Genomic DNA, 20,929 nt, shown 5'->3' on the forward strand with positions numbered 1-20,929 from the left:
CTGCACGGTCGCGCCGCCCTCCCGGTCAGAAGACGATCGTCCAACCCTCGCGACGTGCCTGGTCCGCGGTGTACGTGACGCCGTGCACCTTGAGCCCGGCCGAGTCGAGCAGGGTGATCGCCCCACCCCGGTTGCCGAGTTGGAAGGACGCGTTGCCGGGCACGGTCAGGACGGCGCCGGGGGCCAGCGTCGTCGCCGGAAGCGGCAGCGCGACCTTGTTGCGGTCCAGCAGCCGCCACCCGTCCAGGGAGATCGCGGCGGGGGAGGCGTTGATCAGGGTGACGCTCTCCGCCTCGGGTGCCGGCCCGGGCGCGTTGACCAGCGCCCCGACGATCCGGATCGGCTCCTCGCCGGAACCGGGCAGGGGCGGCGCGGTGTCCAGCGCGTGGCCGGTGTTGTCGTCGGTGTGCCACGCCTGGGACTGGAAGGCCAGGAAGACCGCCACCCAGCGGCCGTCCGGCAGGTGGACGAGCAGGCCGCCGTCCTGCCAGACCCCGTCGTCGCCGCGGAACTCCGCGCTGTTGCCCTGATTCATGTGCACGTCGTGCACACCGTTGCCCGGCAGGAAGCCGAACACCTTGTCCGGCTTGGTCGGTTCGGGGCCGAAGCGCTGGCCGAACACGTAGACCGCGGCCCCCGCGTCCCCGATCGCGCGCTGCACGTAGTGGTCGAGCAGATCGGCCAGGTCGTTGTCCGCGCCGGGCACGTCCGGGGGCAGCGGCCGGGCGGTGGTCGGGTCGAAGAGGTTGCCGCGGATGTAGTCGAGCGCGGCGCCGCCGGGCTGCGAGGCGAGCGCGGTCCACCCGCTGCCCGCGGCCGGCAGCGCGTCGGTCAGCGGGTGGCGGAAGTCCTCCACCACCACGAACAGCAGCTCGGACGGAGCCTCCTTGGACAGCACGTTGATCGCCGCACGGTACGCGGTGCCCGCGTCGTCGGCCAGATGGATCTGGTAGTGCGGCGTACCGGCGGCGCCTTCTCGTACCCGCGCCACCGCCCGCGCGGCCAGCACTCCGTAGTCCCTGAGCGGCATGGGCATCCCCTTTGCGCCGGGCCCGGTTCCGCGCCGGGCGGCCCCGACCATCGTGGCGGACGAACACCCCGAAATCGCCCGCGACACACCGGCGGCGGCGATCCGCCCCCGATTGCCGGCCGCACCCGGCGCGGCCGGTGCTCCGGGCACGTCCATCGGGGTGATGCCGGACCCGAAGCCGCCGATCGCGCGCGAAATCGGGCAATCCGTCGTTCATAGTCGCTGTATGGAGCCGAACCCGACACCCGCGGAGCAGCCACCGCCGCAACCCTCCTTTGGCGGTTCCCGTCGAAGCGGGCGCACCCGGGCCCGGGCCCGGCGACGACACGAACGCGGGCAATGGGAGCTGCGGGAAGGACTGCGTTCGCGCGTCATCGAGTTGGAGGCACTCCTCAAGAGCAAGACCGTGCCCGGCCCGCTCGCCCCGAGCGATCGGGTCCTGGCGGATCGGGCCCTCGCCTCGCTCGACGAGGCGAAGGAGGCGCTGGCGCACGAACACGGCCGACCGGCCGCGCACATCGCGGTCGCCCAGACGCAACTGGACCTCGCCTACGTCATCCTGCTGCGGCTCCTGACGTTGGCGGACATCACCGCACACCTGCCCGGCATCGTGGCCTTCATCAAGGAACACCTGCCACTCGGCGACGAACGCCGCGCCCACGTGGACGAGATCGCGCTGTCCGTGCGCGCGGGCGACACGCTGACCGAGAACCAGCGCGAGGTCCTGGTCGACGCGTCGACCGTGGCCCACCAGGTGCACCTGAAGGAGAAGCTCAGGGTTCGCAGTTTCGCGCAGATCGTCTTCGGCGTCACCGCCGCGCTCGCGATCATCGCCACGCTGATCGCGCTCGCCGGCGCCGCCTCGCCCGGGACGGTGCCGTTGTGCTTCAACCCGACCGGCGTCGGCATCGTCTGTGCCACCGCCACCGACACCGCCGGTGCCGAGGTGGGCCGCGGACAGGTCGCCGGGCAAAGCCTGGATCGCATGTACGCCGACGTCGCCTCCAAATGGGACTACCCGGTGGTCGAACTGGTCGGACTGGTCGCCGCCGCGGTGGCCGCCGCCGCGTCGCTGCGCCGGATCCACGGCACCTCGACGCCGTACAACGTGCCGGTGGCGCTGGCCCTGCTGAAGCTCCCCACCGGCGCGCTCACCGCCCTGCTGGGCCTGTTGCTGATGCGCGGCGACTTCATTCCCGGGCTGAGCGCGCTCGACTCGTCCGCGCAGATCATCGCCTGGGCCGTCATCTTCGGCTACGCGCAACAGTTGTTCACCCGCTTCGTGGACAACCAGGCCCAGTTGGTGCTCAACGCCGTCGGCGGTCCGACGGCCAACCCCGCCCGACCGACCCGCAGTGCACCGACCCCACCGAGCTGAGCCGTCACGGGTGGTCGGGCGCCGGCGCGGGCAGGGCCACGGTGGGGTCGCCCAGCAGCACCAGGCTCTGTCGGTCGAGCGCCGACACCCGCAGTCTGGTCAACGTCTCGCGGACCGAGGTGTCGCCGCCCGCCAGCAGTTCCCGCAGCCGCGCCCAGCGGGTGTGCAACTCGCCCACGTCGGCCCGGTATTCGGCCAGGGTCAGGCCCAACGGCTCGCCCGCGAACAGGTGGGTGGACAGGGCCGAGACCAGGCGCCCGCCGAGTCCCTGGCCGGTGTCCTCGACCTGCAGGGTCCAACTGAAAGTGGGTTCGACGTGCCCGAGTACGGCCCGCACCGGGTCCTCCCGACCGAGCAGTGCCAGCGCCGCGGGGGCCACCATCGTCCCCAGACCGGCGACGGCCTCGATCGTGGCGAGGGCCGAACTGCCGACCGGTAGCAGCCCGGCGTAGAAGCTCTCCCCGGCGGCGCCGGCTGAGCAGCACGCCTGGGCGTACCACACGCAGCCACCGGGGATGGCGTCGCACAGCGTGGTCAGTGGCACGGTGACGTGTGTGCCGTCGACCGGAAGTCCGAGCGTGGCGCGCATCTCGGCGGGGTCGGCCGACGGTCCGGTCCGACCGTGGCTGGAGGTCGCGAGCAGTCCGGGGCGGATCTCGGCCAGGGCGGCCGGCAGCGCGGCGCCGGTGGCCTCGGCCGCCGTGATGTCGCGAAACTGCGCGAGTGGAGGCGGGGTGAGCCGAGCCGCCAGCGGTGCGGCGATCACCGCGCGCATCAACGCGGTGATGTCGGTGGGTCCGTGGTCGACCGTCCAGCTCAGCGCCCGGTCCGGGTGGGCCGGCGCGTCGCTCCAATCGGCCAGCAGGGCATGCACGTAGTGGGCGAGCGGCTCCCCGGACAGCGGGATGCGGCCGACCAGATGCCGGGTGCCCAGGGTGTACTGCACGGACCACGGGATCACCTCGGGGCCGCCGACGATCGCCACGTACTTCGGCAGCCGGCCGCGGCCGGTGCCGAACTCGGACAACCCGATGGCCGGTTCCTGGGGTGCGCCCTGCGCGAAGTATCGGCGCAGCAGGTGGTCGGGCAGGTCCGGGCTCCAGCGCAGCACCGCGGTGTCCGGCCGGGCCGCCAGCAGTTCGCGGATCGGTGCGGGGGCGTCCTCGCCGGCCGCCTTCGCGGCATCGGACAGATTCGCCTCCCGATCGTCCGGGAGCAGGATCCCGTAACCGACGTCGGCCGAACGCCAGTCGCGCGGATCGACCGGCGGACCGAACGGCAACACGGCCTGGGAACGCGGCATGCCGCCCCGACCGGCACCCCAGCGGGCCGCGTCGTCGTCCGTGGTGGCCCGCGCCACCTCGTCCCCGGTCCAGGCGTTGAGCTGTATCTCCGCGGGCAGGGTCATGGAGGGCCACCCGCCAATCGGGCCCGCAACTCGGCGATCAGCGCGTCGACCCGCTGCACCAGGGTCGGATCGGCGGTGCTCGGATCGAGCGTCGCCCGGAACCGTTCGAAGGTGTCCAGTTGCCCCTGGAGGTTCGCCGTGTCGGAGACCCCGAGCGCGGAACTCGAAAGGATCCGCAGCGGATCGTCCTGCACGTAGAGCACGGGATCCGACCACGCGTCGGTCGACGTCGGATCGGCCTGCGCCATCGCCTGGCGCGGCGCGGTGAAGGCCGAGGCCCAGTCGAGTTCGTGCTCGCCGGCGTCCTTGACGGCGATGCGGACGGCGGTGAGCACCTCCGGATACAGCGCGGCGCAGAACCGGTCCGTGTCGTTGAGGTCGATCAGCCTGCGCATGCCGGCGACGGCGGGCAGGCCCTGCGAGACCAGTTCGTGGGCGAGCGAGAGCGTGTCCGAGGTCTGTGCCGTCTGGCAGGCGCCGAGCACCACCAGCCACGGTGCGCACGGCAACAGCGCGACCACCAGGTCCGGCAGCTTGAGCTGCACCGAGCCGACCGGCTCGCCGGCGTCGAAGTCGGCGGTGTGCGCGAAGGCCAGGGTGCGGACACCACCGGCGGCCCCGCCGTGGCACAACAGATGCACGATCTGCGGTCGGGCCGCGGTGATCCGCCTGGCCAGTTCCGGGGCCGTCGCGGGCATCGGCTCGGCGGTGACGTCGGCCGCCGGGTCGGCCGCGACGGCGTCCAGGACGGCCTGTTCGGCGCTGATCACATGCAGGTGCGTGCCCAGTGCCCGGGCGTCGGGCAGCGCGATCGCGGCCAGCAAAGCCCGGAGTTGGGGCAGGCCACTGCGCAGCGCCGCGGACAGCACGGCGACGATGGTCAACGGCGGGCCGAACGTGCGGCGATCGACGGGGCTGCGCACGGCGGCGATGCGGGCGATCGGCCAGCGCGCGTCGAGGGCGATGAACCCCTGTGAGGCGGAGCGGAGTTGCTCCCAGGGCAGTTGATCGGCCTGGTTCGAGATCAGGTGCAGGTACAGCGGCTTGGGTCCGCCGGCCGGCGACTGGGCCAGGACGTGGTCCAGCCCCCTGCTCACCACCGGATGCCGGCACAACCGCTCCAACAGCGCCTCGCCGCGGGCGGCGATCGGGCCGCCGGGGTCGGTGACGTCGGTGAGTTCGTTGTTGCCCAGCCCCGGGATGGTGTCGGGCGCCTCCCGCAGTTTGAGCACGGTGCGGTCGCCGCCGAACGGTTCGAAGCCCAGCACGGTGCGCATCACGACTCCCGGATGCGCCGGTCGACCAAGGCGCGCAGTTCGGCGATGGCCTGCCCGACCCCGAGGTCGTACGCCTGCTTCGCGGCCGGAGTCTCGCCCGGCACACCCGCCGTGCGGACCAGCGCGGCCACCTGATTCTCGATGTATCGCGTGGACGAGGCCACCCACATCGGCACCGAATCGGCGTCCGCGTAGCGCGCGGTGATCGCGTCGCCGCCGGCCACGCCGAGCGCCATCGGCAGGATCGCGTCGCTGGTCTTCGAATCCCCGATCGGCGCCCGCCCGCTGAGCCAGACCTGGCCGGGCCGGTCCGGATCGGGCCACGGGTCGCGCAGCGCGGCGCGCACGAACTCCGGCTGGAGGTAGGCGAACAGCGACGGGTCGCGCGGTATCGGTACCGCTCCCGGGGCACCGGCGACGAACGCGTGCGCCCGGGCCAGGGCGACTCCGGCGGGATCCAGCGGCAACGCGCTGTGGAACGTCGGCCCCGCCCGGCGAAATCCGACGTGGTCGGCGATGATCCGGGTGGCCGCGTCGTGCGGATTGTCCGGAGACGAGCCGAAGGACAACACGGACGCGCCGACCCGGTCGGCCAGGCGCCGCACCCGGTCCGCGCTCACGAACGCACGATCGGATCGCGGGGTGGGCGTCACCGGATCGGGGCTCACCGACAACACCGGGCGGTCCCCGTCGAACGCGCCGTCCGCGATGAGGTGCAGCGCCCGCACCGCCCGCCCGGCGAGCCCGGCGGCGATCCAATCCCCCCACAACACCCGCCCCGGCGCGGGGTGGGCGCCGTCGCCATCCGGCCGGTGCGACCCGGACGGGTCGAGCGCCACGGCGTCGCGCGGGTCGTGCAGATGTACCCGCGCCTCGTCCGGCCCCTCGTGCAGGAGCGTGCGCAACGCCTGTTCGCCGCCGCGATCGATGAACACGTGCACATCCACCTCGCCCGGGACGCACGTACGCAGGGCGGAGACGAACGACGAGAGGTATCCCGCGACCCAGGGCGCGTTCGGCGCCACGGAAACGGCGATGGCCACGGTCCACACCCGTCCCGGGTCGGAGCCCGGCGGCAGCCGATCCGGGACCCGCACGAGCGGACGACCGGTGGCCGGGACCAGGGCGCGCTCCCACGGCACCGCGCCCAGGTGGCCGTACGGGGGAACCAGCCGCAACCACAGGGCGGTATCCGCCCCGAAGTCCGCGTCCAGGCAACGTGTGACGGCCTCGACCAGGTCGCCGGGCACGTCGAGGCGGGTCGGCGGCTCGGTGCCCTCGGCGAGCCCGAACCCGCCGGCGTCGAATTCGCCCCGCCAGTGGGTCGTGGCGCCCCGGGGCGGATACCCGACCAGTTCGGCCGCCACGATCGGCGACGACCGGGCCGGGTCGAGCCGCACCCGGAGCACCGCCAGGTGCCATCTCTCGATGGGGGCCTCGGCCATCACTGCTCCTCGCACTCGGGCCGTGCCGTCGGGCCGCGCGCCGGGGCCGCCGTCACCGGGGGCAGCGTGCGCGGACCGCGGCTCAGTCGGGCCGCACCAGGGCCTGCAGGGCCCACCAGGTCGCCGGATTGCTCACGTCGCCGTGTCCGCCGACGGCCGGCTTGCCGTCGATCGCGATGCCGCCGTCCACGGCGATCACCCGCAACCCGCCGCCCAGGTCGTAGCGTTCGCTGCCGGGCACGGCCACGGGTCGACGGGCGGAGCTGCCCTCCACCCCGGCGGGGCCGAACCCGCCCAGCGCACCGTACAGTTCGGGATCGCCGATCGCGGCGATGCCCGGTTCGCCCAGTTGGCTTCCGCGCATCGCGAGATGGAAGAACTTGGTCAGCGGATCGTCGAACGCGGAGAACGTGGTCAGCAACGGCCGCTCCAGCAGGTCGAGCACGGAGTGGTAGCCACCGGGGTGTCCGGTGCCGGCCACATCCGCCGCGAAGCACCAGCGGTTGACGGCGGCCTGCAACAGCAACATCGACCGGGCGGGCCGGCTCGGGGCGGCGGACGCCAGCGCGGACAACACCACCTTCGCGCCGAAGGAATGGCCGACCAGATGCAGCCGGACCCCGCTTTCGCGCAGGATGTGCGTCACGAGCGGACCCACTCCCTTGCTGCCCACCTCACCCGCACGAGCCTTCATCTTCCACACCGTGGCCGCGCGCAACAGGTCGCGCGGATCGAACCCGCCGCCGCCCGCGACGGCCAGACCCGGCGACGGGCCGCCCGCGACCCCGAAGTCGTCCGGATCGGCGGGTGCGACCGCGCCCCCGCCGGCGTCCAAGGCCGCCCAGAGGGTGAGGAATTCCTCGGCGCCGGGCGGCGCCGAATGGTCGTCCGGGTCGGGCCCGGTCCGCAGCGCGCCGAGCACGATCCGCGCCGCACGCAGCGCCGCGTCGGCGTCGATCACCGAGCGGCCGTCCACCAATTCGACGAACTCCGCGTCCGCCTCTGCCCCCAGCGACGCGGTGACCAGGCCGAGCATCTCCTCCACCTGGCGGGCCTGTGACCCGTCCGGATCCGGATCGGCGGCGATCTTCGGACCCGCCTCCCACGGCATGACGAAACTCGTCGAGGGCCAGACGACGCCGATCAGCAGGGGTTTGTAGTCCGCCGGCACCGGAACGGCGAACTGTTGCCGCTGAGCGATGAACCCGCCGATGAAGTTGCGATACCGATCGAGGGCCTGCGCGAAGATGTTGTTCCAGCCGTGCGAGAACAGGAAGACGTCACCGACTCCGCCGAGCCGGTCCTTGATCTCCTGCTCGGCGAGCGGGCTGCGCAGCCCGCCGTCCTGGTCGTAGCGGAGCAGATACAAATCCGCGGTGGCGCCCCCGTCGAGCGGAAACTGCTGAAAAGGACCAGACATCGTCCGGCTCCCGGTCCGTGCGGTTGCGGCGATCCTCATTCCATGGTTCACCTCTTGGAGGACCGCGGCAAACGGGGCACGGCCTCGACGCCCACCCGGCGTCGCCCGGGCCCGACCCGATATGGACTCGGGTCGGGCCCGGGTGCCGCGACCGGGAGCCGGGGAACCGGGTACCCGTCGCGGCCTTCGCGGCCTTCGCTCAGAAGGTGACCTTCCAGGAGTCGATCTTCCCGGTGTCGGCGGCGGCGACGTCCTGCACCTTCAATCGCCAGGTGCCGTTGGCGACTTCGCCGGAGACGTCGACGGTGTAGGTGGTGATGACGTTGTCGGCGGAGTCGTTGCCGCTCGCGTTCTTGAGTCGGTAGACGGAGTTGTCCGGGGCCACGAGGTCGACGGTCACGTCGCCGCGCCAGGTGTGCTTGATGTCGACGCCGACCTTGAGGGCGGCCGGCGCGTTGCCGGGTACGCCGGTGACGGCGATGTCGCTGAAGACGGCCGGGCCGTTGTCGGGGATGGCGACATCGTTGGTGTTCTCGAATGTCTTGCCGCCCGGATCCCCGCCGCAGGTCTTGCCGATCGCACGCGGGGGACAGTCCGCGTAGTCGAGCAGGTGCAGCACGGCGGCCTTGTTCCGCGACGTTTCCCGATCGATGACCTCGTCGGGCGGATAGAAGCCACCGTTGCCCGACGCGGGATACATCTCGAACGTGTAGGCGTAGATCCGCTGGTCGCCCCACAACCAGTCGTCGATCGAGCCGTCCGTGATGTAGAGGTCGGACGACTGCTCGGGGGTATAGCCGTTGGTCGCCGCCATGGCCCGGCCGATGGTGGAGAACGTGTTGTACTCGTCCGCGGTCATGCCGGGCACGACGTCGTTGTACGTCCAACCGAACGGCCACAACACCAGTTCGCTGTAGGTGTGGAAGTCGATCGCCGCGGTCAACTGCTGCTTGCCGCCGACGATCCGGCCGCGCACCCAGTCGGTCACGGCCTTGACCTCGGGCGCGGAGCCGGCACTGGGGCCGCGATACGTCTCGCTGCCGGTGCTGCCCGAGGAGCCGCCGCAGCAGCCCCACTTGTAGTCCCAGTTGCGGTTCAGGTCGGTACCGACGTTGCTCGAACCGGAGTTGGGCTGTCGGTTCTTGCGCCAGCTTCGATACGAACCGGTGGCGATGTCGAACTCGCCGCCGTCCGGGTTGACATCGGGCATGATCCAGATCTCGCGACTGTCCACCAAAGCCTTGATCCTGGGATCGGTGGTGTAGCCGTCGCCGAGCAACTTGACCAGGTAGAGAGCCATTTCGACGGTGAGGTGCTCGCGGGCGTGTTGGTGGTGGCTGAACAACACCTCCGGTTCGTCCTCGTCGACCGCGACGTTGTCCGAGATCTTCAGCACGTACAGGTCCCGGCCCTCGTACGAGCGCCCGATCACCTGCTTGCTGATCAGCGTCGGGTGGTTGGCGACGGCCTTGTCGATCTCGGTGACCATCTCCGCGTAGTTGTGGTAGCCGGAGTCCGACGGCGGGAAGTCCCGGTTGATCAGGCCCCCCGGTGTGGGCGGGGCCTCCGCGTTCACGGTGAAGCCCAGCGCTCTGATCCGCCGGACCTCCTCCGGCGTCGCGGTGATCAACAGGCGGCCGTCCTCGACACCGTCGACGGCCGCGCCGGTCGCGGCGATGGCGGTGCGCTGTTGGGTCGTTCGCACGCCGACGACGCTGTATTGGGCCGACGTGGTGGCATCCGCGGAGGACGGTGCCTTCTCCCCGACGGCGGAGTCGGGGTTGACCGCGACCATCGCGAGGGCGACGGTGAAGGCGGCGGTCAGGACGGACAGGCGTTTACGTTTCACGGGTACCTCCTCGTGGCGGCAGCGGACTACTCCGCTGCCGGAGGGATTGCGTGATCGATGGCGGGAACCGAGGGAAGTGCTACCCCAGAGTAATCATTGAACTCCGGGGAGTGAAGGGGGGTCCTCGTCGTCCCGCCGGGCCGGGGAGCAGGCCCGTCGCGGTGCCGGCCGGCGCGGAGCGGCGAACGGCCCGCACGGCGTGTCTCCTTCGGCCGTGCGGGCGTTCGGGTCGGGGCCGGATCACGCCCAGGAATCCTTCGGGTTCCAGATCACGGGCGGGGCGTTCGAGAGAATGCGCCGGATGACGGCCATCATGTTGTTCACCTCCTTTCGGGTGCGTGCGATCGGGTGAGGAGCTCGGTGGTACGGCTCAGGGTGAACGGCCGCGGGGCGACGGCGTTGGTCACCATCGGACGGGTGTGCCCGCCCAGGACGGTCAGCCGGGTGTCGGCGGCGAGGGCGGCTACCGCGTCGGTGGCCATGGTCTGCGCGACGGCCGCGCCGGCGCAGATGAACGGGCCGGCGCTGAAGGGCAGATACGGGCCGCGTGCGCCCGGATCCGCCCAGCGTTCGGGATCGAAGGCATCGGGCCGGCGCCAGTGCCGTTCGTCGTGGTGCAGGAGGTAGGGACTGACCGACACGATCTCGCCGGGACGCAGTGCCACCCCGCCGAATTGCATCGGGTGCGGAACGGGGCGGCCGACCATCCAGACGAACGGACGATGGCGGGCGGCCTCGCGCACGATCCAGTCGGTGGGCCACGGCCACGGCGCCCCCGGTGTACTCGGCGCGTGGTGCAGACCGGCCAGCAGTACGGTCCAGGCCACGGCGTAGCCGACGTTTCCCACGATCGACCGGAAGAGCAGCACGTACAGTTCGGCCACGGCGTCGTCGGTCGTCTCCGGCGGGCACGCGTCGAGGATGGCGTCGAGCAGGTCGTACGGCCCGCTCGGGTCGACGCCTTCGTTGCGGCGCTGCCCGATGTGCCGGATCAGCGCGGCCAGGAGCCGGACGCGCAGGATCTCCGCTCGGGCCCGCTCCCGGATCAGCGGCGAGCGGATCAGCAGGCCGGCGCGCACGGATCGGGCCAGCAGACGTCGCAGCTCCGGCGCCGCGGCCGGATGCAGCAGCAGGTCGGCCGTGCACTCGTACACCAGCGCGGTGCCGGTTTCCGGCCAACGCCCGGCGGCGGGCAGTCGGGGCACCGCTTCGGCGAGGTTGTCCCGATACTCGGGTAATCGTGCCCGGATGAGGTTCCGCACGCCGTGACCGACCTCGATCTGTGCCGCTCGCGAGGGCAGCAGGCTGCCGTAGAAGGTGGACAGGCCCGCGTTGAACTCCGGGGCGCGCAACACCGTCAGCGCCGCATCCGTGTCGCCCGCGCACCAACCGCCCCACGGGAGGGGGAAGACGTCGGTGGATCGACGGCGGGACAGGTCTTCCAGAAATCCCAACGGATCGCGGTGGAACCGACGCAGATCGCCCCTGGCCATCGAGTGCTCTCCCCTCCGACGCCGGTCGGGCATGGGAGCACGTGCCCCCACGGAACACGGACTGCAACCTCTCGTCAGTATCCGGTGACCACGAGGCCCGTGCAAGGCATCGAAGCAGGCCAACCACCGGGCGGGGCAAGCGACTTGCCCGAGCCCGCCGACCTCCCGGGCGCGTGACCGGCCGGTGGTCACATCAGGTGCGCTCGGCAGGCCAGTTGTACCGCGAGGCGTTGTTGGGGGTCCTCCAGGTCCGCGCCGATCAGCTCGCCCACCTTGCGGACGCGCTTGGTGACCGCGTTGCGGTGCAGGTGCAGTTCGTCGGCCGCCCGGGCCGGGGAGCCCTGGTGATCGAGGTACGCCTGCAGGGTGCGCAGCAGCGGAACCGCGCGCTGTGGGCCCAACGCCAGTACCGGGGCCAGGAGTTCGCGCACCGCCTCGCGGGCCGCGTCGGAGGAGTACCAGTCCAGGAGCATGCGGTCCAGGCCCGCCGCGTCGTGTGCGGCGACCGGACCGAACCCGCCGGCCGAGCGGGACAGGGCGGTGTGCGCCTCGCGGGCGGAGGTGCGCAGACCCAGCACACCGCGATGGGCCGCGCCGACGCCGCAGCGCAGGTCCGCGTCGGGGCCGCGCTCGCGCAGCGCGGCCAGGAGCCGACCGGCGTCGGCCAGCGTGGCGCGCATGCCGTCGCGACCCGGGTCGGTGGGTTGCGAGCGGGTCAGGATCAGTGCCTCGTCGACGCGCGCGGCGTTCCAGGCGACCACACCGGCCGAGCGCAGCAGGCGCAGCGCGAGCGGTCCGGCGCTCTCCAGCAGGCGGTAGCGGTCGGTGCCGGTCAGCGCGACCGGCTCCACCCGCAGGACCAGATGCCAGTTGTCGACCGGGAGCCCCAGGGCCCGGCCGCGGCTGCCCAGACGCAGCGCCTGCGCCTCGGGCACGGCCAGCAGTTCGGCCAACAACTGGCCGCGCGAGCGCACCGGGACGTCGTCGGCCGGACCGGCCGCCGCGGCCAGGGCGCCCAGGGCGAGCACCGCCCGGACGGCCCGCCCGCTCGGCCCCGGCCGGTCGGGCGCGCTGAGCCAGGTCTCGCCGTCCGGCCCGCGCGCGGACGCGCCCGCCTCGCCAGGCTCCGGCGCGCGCAACTCGACCGGGACGCCCAGCGCCCGGGACGCGGCCAGCGCCACCCGCTCCGGGTCGCCCGCGACGGGCGGCACCTCGCGGGCGGCGGCCTCCACCCGGGCCAGGGCGTCGGCGGCGCCGCCGCGGACCGTGCGGTCGACGGCCAGGATCAGCGCGGCCAGGTCGCCGTCGGTGTGCAGGATCGCCACCCGGCCCCGATCGGCCAGTTCGAGCACGGTGGCCGGGACGGGCGCATCCGGCGGGATCGCGGTCAGCACCAGGCCCGCCGCGCCGGCCGCCGCGAGATCGCGCACCGCCACGTCGAGCCGGTAGCCGCTCAGCGGGGTGGCCAACACCACCAGACACCCGGCCGGCGCGTGGGCCAGCCGATCCGCGCGCGTCTCCAGTCGTACGCCGGTCAACGGCACGGCGTCGGTCGGCCCGGCCACCACGACGAGATCGTCGAGGCCCGGACCGCCGAGCAACTCGGCGAGTACCATCACGCCGCCAAGTGTGCCGGCCGCACATGTTGGACTCGATCGGGTGCGCGTGGCACACGTCCGATACGCCGCGTGTTCGTACCTTTGACCCATGGAACTCGACACCGGACTGCTTCCGGACTTCGCGCGGGGCTGCGCCGTCCTGGGTTCGGGCGGCGGCGGCGCCACGTCGGTCACCCTCGCGGGCGCCCGACAGGCGATCCTCGAACACGGGCCGGTGCGGGTCCTGCACCCCGGGGACCTGCCCGCGGACGCGACCGTGATGACGGTCGGCACCGTCGGTTCCTCCCCGGTGATGGGCGAGCGGGTGGGCGGCGTCGCCGAGGCGCGCCGGATGCGGGATCGGGTCGAGCAGGTCCGGGGCCGACCGCCGGTCGCCCTGTTGTCCAGCGAGATCGGCGGATCCAACGGCTGCGTCGCGGTCACCTGGGCGGCCCGCCTGGGGCTGCCGCTGTTGGACGCGGACAGCATGGGCCGGGCCTTCCCCCGGATGGATCAGAACGTGCTCGAACTCGCCGGCATCCGGGCCACTCCCGCCGTCCTTGCCGACGAACGGGGTCGCACCGTGGTGGTCGACCACGCCGACGGGCCCTGGCTGGAGCGGGTGGTCCGGGCCGCGCTGGACGCCTTCGGCGGGCAGGCCGCGTGCTCGGACTACCCGGTGACGGCCGACCAGGTCGCCCGGCACGCGGTGCCCGGGTCGGTCCGCCGGGCCCTGGCCGTGGGTTCGGCGCTGGCCGCCGGTGTGCCCGAGGACCCCTCGCCGGTGGCCCGCCGGGTGGTCACCGGCAAGATCGCCGCGATCGAACGAGTCGCCGATCCGACCACCGCGATCCTGGTCGAGGGCCTGGGCCGAGACGCCGGTCGGCTGTTGCGGGTGGAGGCGCAGTCGGAGTATCTGGCCGTCCTGGAGCACGGCCGGCCCGTCGTGCTGACGCCGGACATCATCGCGCTGGTGGAGACCAGGACCGGCGAGGCCCTGCCGGTCGAGGTGCTGCGCTACGGGCTTCGGGTGACGCTCCTCGCGCTGGACTGCGCGCCGGTCTGGCACACCGAGGCGGGCCTTCGACTCGGCGGCCCGGCGGCCTTCGGACTGGACCTGCCCGACCGGGCGGAGGTCGGCCGATGACCGACGCGCGCACGATCGGGGTGGACGTGGGCCCCACCAACACCGACGGCGCCCTGCTGGTGGGCGAGCTGCCGGCGGCCACGGTAAAGGTGCCCTCGGCCGAGCATCCCGTGGACAGCGTGCGCACCGCCGTCGCCGCCCTGTTGCGCGACGCACCGCGCACCCCGCGGGTGGCCCACGTGGCGATCGGGCTGCGCGGCGCCGCGCACGCGGTCACCCGGCGCGAGGGCCTGACCCGGGTCGGCGTGTTGCGGATCGGCGGGCCGGTCTCGGACGCGGTGCCGCCGCTCGCCCACTGGCCCGCCGACCTGCGCCTGGCCGTGCACGCCGGCAGCGCGATGGTCGAGGGCGGCGCCGGCCTGACCCCCGCCGATGCCACCGCGCTCGACCGGGACGCGGTGGCCCGCTTCGCGGCCGGCCTGGCCGGTCGGTGCGACGCGTTCGCCGTCACCGGGGTGTTCTCACCGATCGACGACACGCAGGAGCACCGGGCCGCCGAGATCATCCGCCGCGAGGCGGGCACCGACGTGTTCGTGGGCCTGTCCGCGGGTTCGGGCGGGCTGGGCCTGATCGAACGGGAGAACAGCACCGTCCTGGACGCGGCGCTGTCGCGACACACCCGGGCCCTGGCCGACGCGTTGACCGCCGCGCTCGGCGCACTGGGTCTGTCGGGTGCGACGATCCTGGTCGCCCGCGGCGACGGCACGCTGACCTCGCTGGAGTACCTGCGGCTGCATCCGGGCCTGGCCCTGGGCAGCGGCCCGGCCGGCACGCTGCGCGGCGCCGGACTGCTGACCGGCCTGAGCGACGCGGTGGTGGCCGACGTGGGCGCCCGGCGGATCAGGGTGGGTCTGCTGGCGGGCGGCTTCCCGCAGGAGTGCCGGCCCGGACTGGTCATCGGCGGCGTGCCGGTGAGCTTCCCGATGCCCGACCTGATCCGGGTCCCGGCCGACGACCCGGACGCGTTCGAGGAGGCGGTGGACCGGATGCAGCCCGGCGCGGACCGGCTGCCGCTGGTCGTGGTCGGCGGCGGTTCGGCCGCGCTCGCCGCGACATCGGCGCCGGCTGCCCACGTGCTGCTGCCCGAACACGGCCTGGTGGCCGGGGCGTTCGGTGCCGCCCTCAGCCCGGTCGGCGGCGCGCACGAGCAACTGGTGCGGGCCGGCGAGGCGGCCGAGGCGGACGCGGTGGAGGAGGTACGCGAGGGCGCCCGACGCAGCGCGGTGCGCGCCGGGGCCGATCCGCGTCGGGTCGTGGTCCTCCCGGTCGAGCGGGTGCCCGTCCCGTACCTGCCCGGTCCCACGTTCAGCCTGCGCGCCCGAGCGGTGGGCCCACCCTCGCCCCTGTGACCGCTCCCCGAAACGTATCCGCGGCGCACCACCCCTGTCGGTGAACCGCGGCTCCCTCCCGACCGCACCGTGCTTCGCCCTGCCCGACGTCCCCTTCCGTCCCGGAATTCGAGCCGGCCCCAGGAATCCGAGGAAAGCGCATGACCACAGACAGCAGAACGCCCGCCGGCGCACCGGCCCCCGAGTCGGCCGCGGACCCGGCGGCACGCACGTCCTCCGTCCCCGGGGCGTCGGGTGTCGACGAGGACTACCCGCTGGAACGGGTGCCGCGGTCCGCGCGCTACTCGTGGTTCAACGTCGCCATCCAGCGCTTCGGCCAACTCTCCGACCTGACCCAGTTCCTGCTCGGCGCGACCCTGGGCGCCGGACTGAGCTTCTGGGGCGCGTTCTGGGCGTTCACGCTCGGCTCGGTGATCCTGGAGGTGGTGTGCATCTTCGTCGGCATCGCCGGGATGCGCGAGGGGCTGACCACCTCGGTGTTGGCCCGCTGGACCGGGTTCGGCCGCTACGGATCCACCCTGATCGGCCTGGTGATCGCGGTCAGCCTGTTCGGCTGGTTCGGCGTGCAGACCGCGGTGTTCGCCGCCGGCCTGCACTCGTTGACGCCGAGCGTGCCGCTGTGGGGCTGGTGTCTGATCACCGGCCTGGGCGTCACCGCCCTGGTACTGCGCGGGTTTCGGGCGATGGGCTGGACCGCCTTCGTCACCGTGCCCGCGTTCCTGGGCCTGGCCGGCTGGGCGATGACCGTGGAGATCTCCCGGCACAGCATGGGCGACCTGGTCGCCTCGCCGCCCTTCGGCGAGCACATATCGATCGCGACCGGTGCGACGATCGTGGCCGGTTCGTACATCGTCGGCGCGGTCACCACGCCCGACATGACCCGGTTCAACCGCTCCACGGGGGACGTGGTCAAGCAGACCCTGGTCGGCATCTCGCTGGGCGAGTACGTGCTGGGGCTGGCCGGTGTGTTGTTGGCCTACGCGGTCAAGTCGTCCGACGTGATCGCCATCATCACCGCCTCCTCCGGCGTGGCGGGCGTGCTGATCCTGGTGTCGGCCACCGTGAAGATCAACAACTGGAACCTGTACTCGGCCGCGCTCGGCCTGATCGGCGCCGTCGAGTCGACCGTCGGCGTACGCCTGAACCGCACCGCCGTGACGATCGTGATCGGCGTGCTCGGCAGCCTGGCCGCCGCCGCCGGCATCCTGGACCGGTTCACCGACTTCCTCACCGTGCTCGGCGTGGTGACCCCACCGATCGCCGGAATCATGGTCGCCGAGTACTTCGTGACCAAGCGCTGGCGCCCGCAACTGGACGCGTCCCGCGCGATCGGCCGACTCCCGGAAACCGAACCCTCGTGGGTGCCCGCCACGATCGTGTTGTGGAGCGCGGCCTCGGTGTTCGGCTGGTTGTGCGACCACTACCAGTGGGCCGGTGTGCCGGCGCTCAACTCGCTGCTCCTGGCCGGACTCGGATACATCCTGGCCGGTCGACTGAACCTGGTACACGGGCACCGCGAACTGCCGGTCGAACAGCCGGCCCACCCGGCGGCGGCCCGCGAGATCGCCGAGGCCGCGAAGGCCGCCGGCAGCTCGGCCTGAACACCCCACCCCACCCTGCCGCTTCGGCCTTCGCCGTTCGGCATTCGGCAAGAGGAACCACCACATGCGCATCGGAATCGACGTCGGGGGCACCAACACCGACGCCGCCCTGCTCGGCGACGACAATCGTGTCCTCGCCGGCACCAAGTCACCCACCACCGCCGACGTCACGTCGGGAGTCGCCGCGGCCGTCGCCGCGCTGCTCGCGGCACCCGGCGCCGACGGCCGGCCCACCGACCCGGCCGCCGTGGACGCGGTGATGATCGGCACCACCCACTTCCTGAACGCGCTGATCGAGGGCGAACGGCTCGCCCGGGTCGCGGCGGTGCGCCTGGGCCTGCCCGCGACCGAGGCGCTGCCGCCGATGGTCGACTGGCCCGAGCGGCTGCGCGCGGTGGTCGGCGGCGGCACCTACCTGTGTCACGGCGGGCGCGAGTTCGACGGTCGGATGATCTCGCCGCTGGATCCCGCGGAACTGCGCCGGGTCGCGGCCGACATCTCGGCCCGGGGCCTGCGTTCGATCGCGATCAGCTCGGTGTTCTCGCCGGCCGCCGCCGAGGACGAGGTGCGCGCGGCGCAGATCCTGACCGCCGAACTGGGCGACGTGCACGTGTCGCTCTCGCACGAGATCGGCCGGGTCGGCCTGTTGGCGCGCGAGAACGCCACCATCGTCAACGCGTCGCTGCGGGACCTGGCCGAGCACATCGTGGACGCGTTCGGCGCGGCGCTGGCCGGTGCCGGGATCGGCGCGCCGTTCTTCATATCGCAAAACGACGGCACGCTGATGGACGTCGCCCACGCGCGCCGCTATCCGGTCGCCACGTTCGCGTCCGGGCCGACCAACTCGATGCGCGGCGCGGCCTTCCTGTCCGGGCTCACCGACTGCGCGGTGGTGGACGTGGGCGGGACCACGGCCGACGTGGGCATCCTGATCGGCGGTTTCCCGCGCGAGGCCGCGGGCGAGTCGGAGGCGGCCGGCGTACGCACCAACTTCCGCATCCCGGACGTGCTCTCCCTCGGCATCGGCGGCGGCTCGCTGGTCGCGGCGGACGGCGAGGTCGGGCCGCGCAGCGTGGGCTACCGGCTCACCGAACAGGCCCTGGTCTTCGGCGGCGACACGTTGACCGCCACCGACCTGGCCGTGGCCGCCGGCGCGGCCGAGATCGGCGACCCGGGCGCGGTGGCCGGCGTGGACCGTGCCTTCGCCGAGCGGGCCCTGGCCCGGATCGCCGAACGACTGGCCGAGACGGTGGACCGCATGCGCACCTCGGCCGCGCCGCTGCCCGTGGTCGCCGTCGGCGGCGGCAGCGTGCTGATCCCGGGCGGTCTGCCGGGCTTCCCCGACGTGCGCCGGCCGGCCCACTTCGACGTGGCCAACGCGGTCGGCGCGGCCATCGCGCAGGTCGGCGGCGAGGTCGACCGGGTCTTCAAGGTCCCCGAGGGCAAGCGCGACCAGGTGCTCGACACGGCCCGTGCCGAGGCGATCCGGCGCGCCGAGGAAGCCGGCGCCCGGGTGGGCACGGTCCGCATCGTCGACATCGAGGAGGTGCCACTGGCCTACCTGCCGGGCGGCGCCACCCGCATCCGGATCAAGGCCGTCGGCGATCTCGACCTGGACCGACTCGGCTCGCCGACCCCCGTGTACGACGCGAAGAACGGAATCCCCACCCATGCGTGAGATCGGCATCGAAGAGCTGGCGGACATCGCGCGTGGCGCGGGCATCCTGGGCACCGGCGGCGGCGGCGACCCGTACGTCGGCATGCTGCTGGCCCGCGAGGCGATCCGGCGACACGGCCCGGTCACCGTGGTCGACATCGACGAGGTGCCGGCCGACGCGACGGTGGTACCGATCTCGTCCATGGGCGCGCCCACGGTGTTGCTGGAGAAACTCCCCTCCGGGCGGGAGGAGATCAACGCGCTGCGCGCGCTGGAGGCGGTGCTCGGCCGCCGGGCCACCCACCTGGTGCCGATCGAGATCGGCGGCGTGAACTCGATGATCCCGCTGGCCGCGGCGGCGTGCACCGGGTTGCCGATCGTGGACGGCGACGCGATGGGCCGGGCCTTCCCCGAAGCGCAGATGGTGCTGCCCGGTCTGATCGGGGTGCGCAACTCGCCGATGGCACTGGCCGACGACAAGGGCAATACGATCGTCGTCCAGGCGGTGGACAACGTCGAGGCGGAGCGGATCGCCCGCGCGGTGTGCGTCGAGCGTGGTTGCCAGATCTCGTGCGCGGACACGGTGCTGCGCGGCGACCAACTCCGCGACGGCCTGGTCCCGGCCACCCTGACCCTGGCCGAGAACCTGGGCCGCGTGGCCCGCACGGCCCGCGCCGAACACCGCGACCCGGTCGCGGCGGCCCGCGAACTGCTGGGCGGCGTACACCTTTCGGCGGGCAAGGTGGTCGACGTCGAACGCCGCACCGAGGGCGGCTTCGCCCGCGGCCGGGCCCGCCTGGAGGGCGAGGGCGCGATCCTCGAACTCGACTTCCAGAACGAACACCTGCTCGCCCGCCGCGACGGCCGGGTGGTCGCCACGACCCCGGACCTGATCTGCGTCCTGGACACCGAGACCGGCGAGCCGGTCACCACCGAATCCCTGCGCTACGGCCTACGCGTCACCGTGCTCGCCGCCCCCTGCGACCCCCGCTGGCTGACCCCGGCCGGCCTGACCCTCACCGGCCCCCGCTACTTCGGCTACGACCTGGACCACCACCCCCTGACCGACTGAACCCCCGGGACGCGGTGGCCCCGGCGGACCCGAACTCCGGGATCCACCGGGGCCGTTGCGGACCACCGGGGCGTGTTCGCCCCGATCTACGCCGTATCCTTCCGGGCACCTGGCGCGATCGCCGTCGCGCGGGAGACACCTGCGGCACCACAGCGGGAGGCGGTGGGTGGGGCTGCGTTGGCGCACCCGGCTTCGGCGGGGTGGTCCGTGGAGTTCCCCGACGGCCTCGTCGCGGACACGTTCGCCCGCACGTGGGAGATGCTGCTCCCGTCGGGGACACCGGGGACGGCCGGACTGCCGGCGAGGAAGTTGGCCTTGGCCGGACCGGGCCTGCCGGACCCCGGCCCCGCCGCGGACATCGTCCTGGTGCCGACCCACCCGCAGACGGGCAAGGCGTGGCAGCCGCCCTCCGGTACCGCGGCCGTCGTGCCGTTGTCGGCCGAGGTATGGCTGCATCTGGCGTTCCCCCGCGACCGGTTGCTTGTTCCCGCGACCGGCGGGCTCCCCGACGGCGTCCTGCGCGACGACCCGCCACCGCTGCACCCGGCGGCGCCGTTTCGGCCCGATGCGCGGATCTTCTTCGGTACCCTCGCCCGCCTCCCCGCCGTCCGCGAGCCCTGGCTGCGCACGCTCCACGACCACGCCCGGCACCGGTTTCCGCACAGCTTTCGGTGAGAAAGCGCGGCCTGCGCGGCGTCGACGGATCGTCCGTTCCAGCCGATATGTTCGCAAGCGTGCGCAGGAAGGGTTGGGGTTCGTCGATGTCCGGTGACGCCGAGCAGGTTCGTGCTCTGGTCGAGCGGTGGGCGCGGGCGGTGCACCGCGGGGACCTCGACGCCGTGGTGGCCGATCATGCCGACGACATCGTGATGTTCGACGTGCCGCCGCCCGATGAAGGGGTGCGTGGCCTGGCCGCCTACCGGGAGGTGTGGCCGCCGTTCTTCCAATGGCAGGCCCAGGGGGCGTCCTTCGAGATCGAGGAACTCGACGTCACGGCGGGCGCGGACGTCGCCTTCGCCCACGCCCTCCTGCGCTGCGGTACGCCCGCGGAACTCGACGCCCGGCCCGGTCTTCGGCTGCGGTTGACCCTGGGCCTGCGCAAGGAGGCGGGCCGCTGGATCGTCACGCACGAACACCACTCCTTCCCCGATCTCAGCGGCACGGACCCGGACGCCGCCTGACCCCCGGGCCCTTCCCGCGCCTCG

16 protein-coding genes are annotated in these 20,929 nt (G+C 73.0%); 8 read left to right on the plus strand and 8 right to left on the minus strand.

The genetic code is table 11. The annotated features are described in order from the left end of the window. Positions 1–25: 25 nt before the first annotated feature. Positions 26–1,030: a DUF2278 family protein gene (locus tag ACH4U8_RS08475; protein ID WP_395776265.1), complete on the minus strand. Its 1,005-nt coding sequence runs from the start codon at positions 1,028–1,030 to the stop codon at positions 26–28. Between ACH4U8_RS08475 and ACH4U8_RS08480 the strand changes: the two genes are divergently transcribed. After that, entirely contained in the window at positions 1,029–2,408 is a 1,380-nt protein-coding gene (locus tag ACH4U8_RS08480) for a hypothetical protein (protein WP_395776267.1), read from the plus strand. The genes ACH4U8_RS08475 and ACH4U8_RS08480 overlap by 2 nt on opposite strands. A 4-nt stretch (positions 2,409–2,412) precedes the next feature. Here the strand turns inward: ACH4U8_RS08480 and ACH4U8_RS08485 are convergent, their stop codons facing one another. The 7 genes from ACH4U8_RS08485 to ACH4U8_RS08515 form a co-directional block, all read right to left on the minus strand. Continuing rightward, positions 2,413–3,816, minus strand: a complete 1,404-nt coding sequence (locus ACH4U8_RS08485; RefSeq protein WP_395776269.1) for a hypothetical protein — start codon at positions 3,814–3,816, stop codon at positions 2,413–2,415. After that, on the minus strand, positions 3,813–5,093 hold the full coding sequence (locus tag ACH4U8_RS08490) for a CHAT domain-containing protein (protein ID WP_395776271.1): 1,281 nt from the start codon (positions 5,091–5,093) through the stop codon (positions 3,813–3,815). The genes ACH4U8_RS08485 and ACH4U8_RS08490 overlap by 4 nt, the downstream gene beginning before the upstream one ends. Continuing rightward, positions 5,093–6,538, minus strand: coding sequence for a hypothetical protein (locus ACH4U8_RS08495; protein WP_395776273.1), 1,446 nt, complete (start codon positions 6,536–6,538; stop codon positions 5,093–5,095). Before ACH4U8_RS08495 ends, ACH4U8_RS08490 begins: the two co-directional genes overlap by 1 nt. Before the next feature lie 82 nt (positions 6,539–6,620). Further along, positions 6,621–7,958 carry a hypothetical protein gene (locus ACH4U8_RS08500; RefSeq protein ID WP_395776275.1) on the minus strand — a complete coding sequence of 446 codons (1,338 nt, stop codon included), beginning with the start codon at positions 7,956–7,958 and terminating at the stop codon, positions 6,621–6,623. A 199-nt stretch (positions 7,959–8,157) separates the two neighbouring features. Further along, positions 8,158–9,807 (minus strand): M14 family metallopeptidase, encoded by a 1,650-nt coding sequence (locus ACH4U8_RS08505; RefSeq protein ID WP_395776277.1) that lies wholly within the window; start codon positions 9,805–9,807, stop codon positions 8,158–8,160. 320 nt (positions 9,808–10,127) lie between these two features. Continuing rightward, complete coding sequence (locus ACH4U8_RS08510) at positions 10,128–11,300, minus strand: cytochrome P450 (protein WP_395776279.1); 1,173 nt, start codon at positions 11,298–11,300, stop codon at positions 10,128–10,130. Between the two features lie 188 nt (positions 11,301–11,488). Then, positions 11,489–12,916 (minus strand): helix-turn-helix domain-containing protein, encoded by a 1,428-nt coding sequence (locus tag ACH4U8_RS08515; protein ID WP_360316685.1) that lies wholly within the window; start codon positions 12,914–12,916, stop codon positions 11,489–11,491. A 91-nt stretch (positions 12,917–13,007) separates the two neighbouring features. Between ACH4U8_RS08515 and ACH4U8_RS08520 the strand changes: the two genes are divergently transcribed. The 7 genes from ACH4U8_RS08520 to ACH4U8_RS08550 all read left to right on the plus strand — a co-directional run bounded on the left by ACH4U8_RS08520 (position 13,008) and on the right by ACH4U8_RS08550 (position 20,905). Then, complete coding sequence (locus ACH4U8_RS08520; protein ID WP_360316614.1) at positions 13,008–14,045, plus strand: DUF917 domain-containing protein; 1,038 nt, start codon at positions 13,008–13,010, stop codon at positions 14,043–14,045. After that, positions 14,042–15,394 (plus strand): hydantoinase/oxoprolinase N-terminal domain-containing protein, encoded by a 1,353-nt coding sequence (locus ACH4U8_RS08525; RefSeq protein ID WP_395776281.1) that lies wholly within the window; start codon positions 14,042–14,044, stop codon positions 15,392–15,394. Before ACH4U8_RS08520 ends, ACH4U8_RS08525 begins: the two co-directional genes overlap by 4 nt. Positions 15,395–15,534: 140 nt before the next feature. Further along, on the plus strand, positions 15,535–16,995 hold the full coding sequence (locus ACH4U8_RS08530) for a purine-cytosine permease family protein (protein ID WP_395776283.1): 1,461 nt from the start codon (positions 15,535–15,537) through the stop codon (positions 16,993–16,995). A gap of 64 nt (positions 16,996–17,059) precedes the next feature. Continuing rightward, positions 17,060–18,673, plus strand: coding sequence for a hydantoinase/oxoprolinase family protein (locus ACH4U8_RS08535; protein ID WP_360316620.1), 1,614 nt, complete (start codon positions 17,060–17,062; stop codon positions 18,671–18,673). After that, on the plus strand, positions 18,666–19,724 hold the full coding sequence (locus tag ACH4U8_RS08540; protein ID WP_395776285.1) for a DUF917 domain-containing protein: 1,059 nt from the start codon (positions 18,666–18,668) through the stop codon (positions 19,722–19,724). The genes ACH4U8_RS08535 and ACH4U8_RS08540 overlap by 8 nt, the downstream gene beginning before the upstream one ends. Before the next feature lie 207 nt (positions 19,725–19,931). Then, positions 19,932–20,399 carry a hypothetical protein gene (locus tag ACH4U8_RS08545; RefSeq protein WP_395776287.1) on the plus strand — a complete coding sequence of 156 codons (468 nt, stop codon included), beginning with the start codon at positions 19,932–19,934 and terminating at the stop codon, positions 20,397–20,399. Between the two features lie 86 nt (positions 20,400–20,485). Then, complete coding sequence (locus ACH4U8_RS08550; protein WP_360316687.1) at positions 20,486–20,905, plus strand: SgcJ/EcaC family oxidoreductase; 420 nt, start codon at positions 20,486–20,488, stop codon at positions 20,903–20,905. Positions 20,906–20,929 lie beyond the last annotated feature (24 nt).

The organism is Embleya sp. NPDC020886 (assembly GCF_044333915.1).
Classification (GTDB): Bacteria; Actinomycetota; Actinomycetes; order Streptomycetales; family Streptomycetaceae; genus Embleya.